Below are 7,640 nucleotides of genomic sequence, written 5' to 3'. Positions count from 1 at the left end.
CTCTGAAGGCCACCTTCAGGGCGTTCAAGTCCCTCAAGGTGGCCTTCAGAGACCTGGCCCCGGCGCGCGTCCGCCCGGAGGATGACCTTCGCCGGGTGGACGCGCACGGCGGCGACGGCGATTAGGTTCGTCGGCATGAGATCCCGGGTTGTCCGTCGCGCCGTCGATGCGCTGGCGGCCGTGCTGTTGGCCGTCGGCGCGGGCGGGAACCTCGCCGCGGGCGCCTGGCCGCTGCCGGGCTGGATGACGCCGTGGCTCGGCTGGGCGATCATGGGCCTGTCCGTCGTCCCGTTGCTGATCCGCTGGTCGTGGCCGAGGCCCGCGTTCGTGGCCGGGCTGGTGATGATCGTGGTGAGCGCGCCGATCGGCGGTCCGATCGTGGCGGTGCCGCTCGCCGCGGCCGGATGCGCGCTTTACGTCCTCGCTGCCTACGGGCCACAGCGAACGTCGATGGCCGCGTTGATCGTCGCCGGGGTCGAGGTGGTTCTAGTGTCCGTGTTCATTCCGTCCCCCGCGCAGCCCGCGACGCTCACCTTGGGGACCACCGCGCTGGGCGTTTCCTACGCGCTCGGATACTCGGTGCTCGCCCGCCGTGAGCAGGCCGCGCAACTGCGGGAAACCTATGCGCACCAAGCGGTTTCGGAGGAACGGCTGCGGATAGCACGCGAGATGCACGACGTCGTCGCGCACAGCATGAGCCTCATCGCGGTGAAGGCGGCGGTCGGCAACCACGTCGCTCTCGACCAGCCCGAAGAGGCGCGCGACGCCCTGCGCGTCATCGAGGACACCAGCCGCGAGACGCTGGCCGAACTGCGGCGGATGCTCGGCGTCCTGCGCGGTGGCGCCGGCGAACCCGAGGTATTGCTGGCGCCCGCCCCGACCCTGGCCGACCTGCGGGCGCTCGTCGAGCGCGCGGGCCGGGCGGGGCCGTCGGTGGCGCTGGACGTCGAGGGTTTGCCGGAACTTCCCGGCGGAGTCGGGCAATCGGTGTACCGGATCGCCCAGGAGGCACTGACCAATGTGGTCAAACACGCCGGGGCGAGCACCTGCCGGGTGCGACTGCGCGGCGACGAGGGACAGGTGAGCATCGAGGTGACCGATGACGGTGTCGGCGTCGGGGGCGGCGCGAACGGTCCGGTCGTGCCGGGGCACGGGCTGATCGGGATGCGCGAGCGGGTCGCGGTGTACGGCGGCGAGTTCAGCGCGGAACCCTTGCCGCACAAGGGTTTTCGCGTGTTCGCCCGGCTGCCCTACGCCGTCGCGGAGGTGGCCGGATGACCCGGGTGCTCGTGGTGGACGACCAGGCGTTGCTGCGCGGCAGTTTCCGGGTTCTCGTCGACAGTTCGCCGAAGCTGACCGTCATCGGCGAGGCCGGGGACGGCGCCGAGGCGGTCGCGCTCGCCCGGCGCGAGAAGCCCGACGTCGTCCTGATGGACATCCGGATGCCGGGCATGGACGGGATCGAGGCGACCCGGCGCATCTGCGGCGACCAGGAGACCGCGGCCGTGCGGGTGCTCATCCTGACGACGTTCAACCTCGACGCGTACGTCTATTCGGCGCTGCGGGCCGGGGCGAGCGGCTTCCTGCTCAAGGACACCCCGCCCGCCGAACTGCTCACCGCGATCGAGGTGGTCGCGAACGGCGACGGGCTGCTCGCGCCGTCGGTCACCCGGCAGCTGATCGCCGAGTTCGTGCGCCTGCCCGATCCCGGCGGCCCGGCCACGCCGGGGCTCGACGGCGTCACGTCCCGGGAGCGGGAGGTGCTGACGCTGATCGCGCGCGGGCTGTCCAACGACGAGATCGCCGCGCATCTGCACCTCGGGATCGCCACGGTGAAAACCCACATCGGACGCCTGCTGCACAAGCTCGCCGCGCGCGACCGCGCCCAGCTCGTCATCGCCGCGTACGAGTCCGGCCTCGTCCGGGTGAGCCGGGAGGCGGGGTGATCGACCGGCCGAACCGCTCCGACCTGGGCATCGGCGAAGATCGCGGCGGCGGAACCGGGAAAACCGGCCATGCTCACCCGCAGTTAAGTTGCCCACGCCACACCGCCGAAGTGACCATTCAGTAGCTAAGCTGCCGGGTCATGAGCAGTGCGACGGAGCCGCTCGGGACGCCGCCCGAGGACGAACCCGACATCCACACCACGGCCGGCAAACTCGCCGACCTGTATCGCCGGTACGACGAGGCGGTGCACGCGGGCGGGGCCCGCGCGGTGGAGAAACAGCACGCCAAGGGCAAGAAGACCGCCCGCGAGCGGATCGACCTGCTGCTGGACGAGGGCTCGTTCGTCGAGCTGGACGAACTGGCCCGGCACCGCTCGACGAACTTCGGCCAGGAGAAGAACCGGCCGTACGGCGACGGCGTGGTGACCGGCTACGGCACCGTCGACGGACGCGGCGTGTGCGTGTTCAGCCAGGACGTCACGGTGTTCGGCGGTTCGCTCGGCGAGGTCTACGGCGAGAAGATCGTCAAGGTCATGGACCTGGCGATCAAGACCGGCCGCCCGATCATCGGCATCAACGAGGGCGGCGGCGCGCGTATCCAGGAGGGCGTCGTCTCGCTCGGGCTCTACGGCGAGATCTTCAACCGCAACGTCAAGGCGTCCGGCGTGATCCCGCAGATCTCGCTGATCATGGGCGCGAACGCGGGCGGGCACGTGTACTCCCCCGCGCTGACCGACTTCGTCGTGATGGTCGACGAGACCTCGCAGATGTTCATCACCGGCCCGGACGTGGTCAAGACGGTGACCGGCGAGGACGTCACGTTCGAGGAACTCGGCGGCGGCCGGACGCACAACACGAAGTCCGGTGTCGCGCACTACCTCGGCTCCGACGACGAGGACGCGATCGCCTACGTCAAGGAACTGCTGTCCTACCTGCCCGCGAACAACCTCTCCGACGCCCCGGTGTTCGACGCCGCGGAGCCGTCGGGCGGCTTCTTCGAGGAAGCGACGGACACCGACCGCGAGCTGGACACGATCATCCCGGACTCGCCGAACACCCCGTACGACATGCACGAGGTCATCACCCGCGTGCTCGACGACGGCGAGTTCCTCGAGGTGCACGAGCTGTTCGCGCCGAACATCCTCGTCGGGTTCGGCCGGGTGGACGGGCACAGCGTCGGCGTCGTGGCGAACCAGCCGACACAGTTCGCGGGCTGCCTGGACATCGACGCGTCGGAGAAGGCCGCGCGGTTCGTGCGCACCTGCGACGCGTTCAACATCCCGGTACTGACCTTTGTGGACGTTCCCGGCTTCCTGCCGGGCACCGACCAGGAGTGGAACGGCATCATCCGGCGCGGCGCGAAGCTGATCTACGCCTACGCGGAGGCGACCGTCCCGCTGGTCACGGTCATCACGCGCAAGGCATACGGCGGCGCCTACGACGTCATGGGCTCCAAGCACCTCGGCGCCGACGTCAACCTCGCGTGGCCCACCGCGCAGGTCGCGGTCATGGGCGCGCAGGGCGCGGCGAACATCGTGCACCGCAAGACCCTGGCGGCCGCGGCCTCCGAAGGCCGCGACGTCGACGCGCTGCGCGCCGAGCTGATCCAGGAGTACGAGGACACGCTGCTCAACCCGTACGCGGCGGCCGAACGCGGCTACGTCGACTCGGTGATCGTGCCCGCGCACACCCGCGGTCACGTCGCGCGAGCGCTGTCGCTGCTGCGGGAAAAGCGCGAAACCCTGCCGCCGAAGAAGCACGGCAACATCCCGCTGTGAGGGCTGTGAGGCATCCATGAGTGAAACCCCCGAACGCCCGCTGCTGCGGATCGTCCGAGGCAACCCGAGCGACGCCGAAGTCGCGGCGCTGACCGCGGTCGTCGCCGCGGTCGCCGCGGCACCGGCCCCCCAACCCGCTCCGCGCCGCACCTCGTGGTGGGCGGACCGGGCCTCGGCGTTGCGGCGCCCGCTGCATCCGGGGGAAGGCGCCTGGCGCGCCTCCGCCTTCCCCTGCTGACCCTCCAAGCGATGTAGTTTCACGCACGCGGGTGTGCGCGAAACTACATCGGACATTTAGTTTCACGCGGCCGGATCAACGCCAAACTACAACGCAGATGTAGTTTGGCGTTAGGCTGGCCGGGTGTCCGCCAGCTCTGCCGACCCCGCCGATCTGCTGGTTTACCGCGATCGTCGCCGAGCCGAGCACTATGCCGCGCTCGAAGCCACGGCGGTAGACGACGAGGAAGACGTCGACACAGCTTTGAAACGGCTACGCACCGCACGCCACGAGGTCGCGAGGCGGCGCCGGGGTGACTCCAAAGAGTGACCGACTGCCGCGTCCCCTCAGCTGACGTTGAGGGTGGTGTCGTCGAGGACGAAGGAGGTCTGGAGTTTCGTGCCTTCCGTCCCGGCGAACGTCACCGTCACCGACCGGCCCGCGTACGCCGCCAGCGACACCGTGTGCTGCTGGTATCCGGAAGCAGCGTCCACATTGGAGTATGTCCCCAACGTCGTCCCGCCCGCCGAGACCGTGAGCTTGTCGTACGCCGTCGTGCCGGTCTCGGCGGTGTCGATGTGCAGCCAGAACGACAGCGCGTACGTCGAGCAGCCGGACGGCAGCGACACCGTTTGGCTCAGTGTGTCCGTGTGCGCGCTGCCGTAGCCGTCGAGCCACGCGTTCCACGTCCCGGTCCGCGCCGGTTCGTCCGGGGCGTTTTGCGCGATGGCACCGCCGGAGTCGGTCCAGCCGGTGGCGCCGGATTCGAAGCCGGGGTTGGCCAGCAACTGCCCGGCGGTACATCCCCCGGTAGGCGGAGTCGTGCCGCCGCCCGCCAGCCACGCGGACGCGTTGAGCGCCAAGGCCGCGTTGTCCGCCGTCGGGTCGCTCCAGCCGTTGTACAGGGTGTTGCCGGGCTGGCCGGTGCCGTCGTCGATCGGGGAACTGTCGCCCCACACCGCGACCCGGCCGGAGCCGAACGTGCTCGTCGCGAAGAAGGCGCCGGTGTTCCCCGGGCTGACCGAGCTGAGGTACGCGAGCCCCTTCACCGACGGATTGTCGGCGGGTTTGAGCGTGAACGTCGTGCCGTTGGCGATCAGGCTGTGGCGCACGATCCCGAAAGCGCCGTTGAGCACCGGGTTCGCGGAGTCCGTGATCGCCACCGGGTGATCGCTGGAGATGTTCTTGAGATCCACCGAGAACCCGAACGGATCATTGTTGTTCACGCCGTTGTTCGTCATCAGGTCGTTGATGATCGCCGGCGAATCCCAGCCGTCGTTGTTGCGATCGCTGCCCGTGTGGTCCGAGATCAGGAACAGCCCGCCACCGTTCTGCACAAACTTCAGCACCGCGGCCTTCTCCGGCACGCTCAGCACGACGTTCGGCTCCGGCAGCACGAACTCGTCGAAGTTCGCAAGGTCAAGGGGATTCGCCGTGTTCCCGTAGCTGATGGTGTTGCCGGGCGGCAAGGTCTTCAGGCTGTACTGCCCGGTCTTCTGCAGCGCGACGCCCCAGGCCGACAGCGCGCCGGTCCAGTCGGTTTCCTTCTGTGGCGACGGATTCTGCGCGGTCGGGTCCGGCTGGCTGGTGCTGATGATCCAGTCGGCGTTGCCCGCCGTCTCGGCCTTGCTGTTGTCGAACAGGACACGGTGCGGCGTGGCGGCGACGGCCGGTGCCGGTGCGGCGAGCAGACCGGCGGCGAGCACGGCGATCGCGGTGAGGCCGAACGTACGAAGCTTCACGGGCGCTCCTCCCAGAGCCGTTGGCCCGAACACCTTGACCGGCGAAGAAGAGCCACCGGGTGGCGTCAGGGAACCGGCAGGTGAACACCGAGCAACGTACCTCCGCCGGGCACCGACGAAAGTCGGTCCATTGTGGACTCTTGGGACGTTTCCGGAGATTCCCGGCACGGTCACGGCTTTTTCGTGCCCTGCCGTTCACCGGCTCGTAGTAGTCCGGGCCGCCACCGCGAGGCACCGTGTCGGGGTGACCGACGACAAAGCCCTCTTCACCACCCATTTCAGCCGCCGCGGCTTCCTGGCCACCGCCGGTGCGGCCGGTGCCGCGCTCGCGGCGGTTCCGCTGGCGAGCGAGGCCGCCGCCGATCCCGCCCCGGAAGCGACCACCACCGGCGGCGACCCGGCGCGGACCCCGGCCGTCGCGGGCCTGCACCTCCAGTTCGGCGCGGACGCCTCGGCCGAGGTCGTGGTTTCCTGGCACTCCCTCCAGCCCGTGCACCACGCCCGCGCGCTGCTCGGACACCCCGATGGCCGGTACGAGCGCAGCGCGCCCGCCAAGACGGTCAGCTACACCGACGCCAAGTCCGGCCAGGTCGTCTATGCCCACCACGCGCCACTGCGGGGCCTGCGGCCGGACACCGAGTACGTCTACGCCGCGCTGCACGACGGCGCCGAGCCGGCGATGGCGACGTTCCACACCGCGCCACGCGGACGCGGCGCGTTCACCTTCACCAGCTTCGGCGACCAGGGCACGCCCACCCTCGGCAAGCGCTACACCCCGCCGCCCGGGGTGACCCTGCCCAATCCGCCGTTCGTCAACGACAACCTCGGCTCGCCCGCCGCGGGCGACACGACCGCGGGCGTCGAGCGCATCCGTCCTCTGTTCCACCTGTTCAACGGCGACCTCTGCTACGCCAATCTCGCCACCGACCGGGTCCGGACCTGGTGGGACTTCTGGGCGAACAACAGCCGCAGCGCGCGCAACCGCCCGTGGATGCCGTCCGCGGGCAACCACGAGAACGAGCTGGGCAACGGCCCGATCGGTTACGCCGCGTACCAGACGTACTTCTCGGTGCCCCCGGCTTCCGGCCAGACCGACGTCACGCGGGGACTCTGGTACTCCTTCACCGTCGGCTCGGTGCGCGTGATCAGCCTCGCCAACGACGACGTCTGCTATCAGGACGGGGGCAACAGCTACGTCCGCGGCTATTCGCGCGGCGCGCAGAAAGCGTGGCTGGAGAAGGAACTCGCGGCGGCCCGGCGGGACCGCGACGTCGACTGGATCGTGATCTGCATGCACCAGGTCGCGATCAGCACCGCCGACCAGGCCAACGGCGCCGACCTCGGCATCCGCGAGGAGTGGGTGCCGCTGTTCGACCGCTACGGCGTCGATCTGGTGGTGTGCGGGCACGAGCACCACTACGAGCGCTCGCACCCGATCCGCGGCGCTTCGCCGAACGCGACGCGCACGCCGGTCCCGGTGTCCACGAAGACCGACGTCGTCGACACCGGCAAGGGCACCGTGCACATGGTCATCGGCGGTGGCGGGACGTCGGCGCCGTCGAACCAGCTGCTGACCACGCCGCCGCGCTGCCGCGTCATCACCGCGGTCGGCGAGCCGGACCCGAAGACCGGCAAACGGCCGCCGGTGTACGTCAGCGAGGACGCCCCGTGGTCGGCCGCGCGGGACGCGGCGCACTCGTACGGCTTCGCCGCGTTCACCGTCGACCCCGGCACGCGGCGCGGCGGGACCACCTCGATGCGGGTCACGTACTACGACGTCGTGGGGCCGGACGGACAGCTCCAGCCGTTCGAGACCTTCACTCTGCAGCGGCGCCGCTCCGACGCCTGAAAAGCTGCTGAAGGGGTGGGGGGGGGGGGGGGAGGCGGGGGTGGGAGAGGGCAGACCGCCGACGCGACGCCCGCGGCGCGCCGCCCCACCCCCCACGCGCGAGCCACC

Annotated in this window: 7 protein-coding genes; 6 read left to right on the top strand and 1 reads right to left on the bottom strand. The window is 70.1% G+C overall.

The features are described from left to right. Positions 1 to 135 precede the first annotated feature (135 nt). The 5 genes from ACFWX1_RS41590 (at position 136) to ACFWX1_RS41570 (ending at position 4,271) form a co-directional block, all read left to right on the top strand. The gene (locus ACFWX1_RS41590; RefSeq protein WP_378395396.1) at positions 136 to 1,278 is read left to right on the top strand and encodes a sensor histidine kinase; all 1,143 of its coding nucleotides are present in this window, start codon (positions 136 to 138) and stop codon (positions 1,276 to 1,278) included. Next, the gene (locus ACFWX1_RS41585; RefSeq protein WP_378395395.1) at positions 1,275 to 1,946 is read left to right on the top strand and encodes a response regulator; all 672 of its coding nucleotides are present in this window, start codon (positions 1,275 to 1,277) and stop codon (positions 1,944 to 1,946) included. Before ACFWX1_RS41590 ends, ACFWX1_RS41585 begins: the two co-directional genes overlap by 4 nt. Before the next feature lie 140 nt (positions 1,947 to 2,086). Further along, complete coding sequence (locus tag ACFWX1_RS41580) at positions 2,087 to 3,724, top strand: acyl-CoA carboxylase subunit beta (protein WP_378395394.1); 1,638 nt, start codon at positions 2,087 to 2,089, stop codon at positions 3,722 to 3,724. Between the two features lie 16 nt (positions 3,725 to 3,740). Beyond that, a complete protein-coding gene (locus tag ACFWX1_RS41575; protein ID WP_378395393.1) occupies positions 3,741 to 3,962 on the top strand; it encodes an acyl-CoA carboxylase epsilon subunit in 222 nt (73 codons plus the stop codon). Between the two features lie 123 nt (positions 3,963 to 4,085). After that, positions 4,086 to 4,271 (top strand): hypothetical protein, encoded by a 186-nt coding sequence (locus ACFWX1_RS41570; protein ID WP_378395392.1) that lies wholly within the window; start codon positions 4,086 to 4,088, stop codon positions 4,269 to 4,271. Positions 4,272 to 4,288: 17 nt separating this feature from the next. On the opposite strand, the gene ACFWX1_RS41565 is transcribed toward ACFWX1_RS41570, so the two are convergent. Next, positions 4,289 to 5,683, bottom strand: a complete 1,395-nt coding sequence (locus ACFWX1_RS41565) for a hypothetical protein (protein ID WP_378395391.1) — start codon at positions 5,681 to 5,683, stop codon at positions 4,289 to 4,291. Positions 5,684 to 5,927: 244 nt separating this feature from the next. Here ACFWX1_RS41565 and ACFWX1_RS41560 point away from each other — a divergent pair, with 244 nt between their 5' ends. Then, complete coding sequence (locus tag ACFWX1_RS41560; RefSeq protein WP_378395390.1) at positions 5,928 to 7,532, top strand: purple acid phosphatase family protein; 1,605 nt, start codon at positions 5,928 to 5,930, stop codon at positions 7,530 to 7,532. Positions 7,533 to 7,640 lie beyond the last annotated feature (108 nt).

The organism is Amycolatopsis sp. NPDC059021 (assembly GCF_042739895.1).
Taxonomy (GTDB): Bacteria; Actinomycetota; Actinomycetes; order Mycobacteriales; family Pseudonocardiaceae; genus Amycolatopsis.
This window is presented reverse-complemented; position numbering and strand designations above follow the sequence as displayed.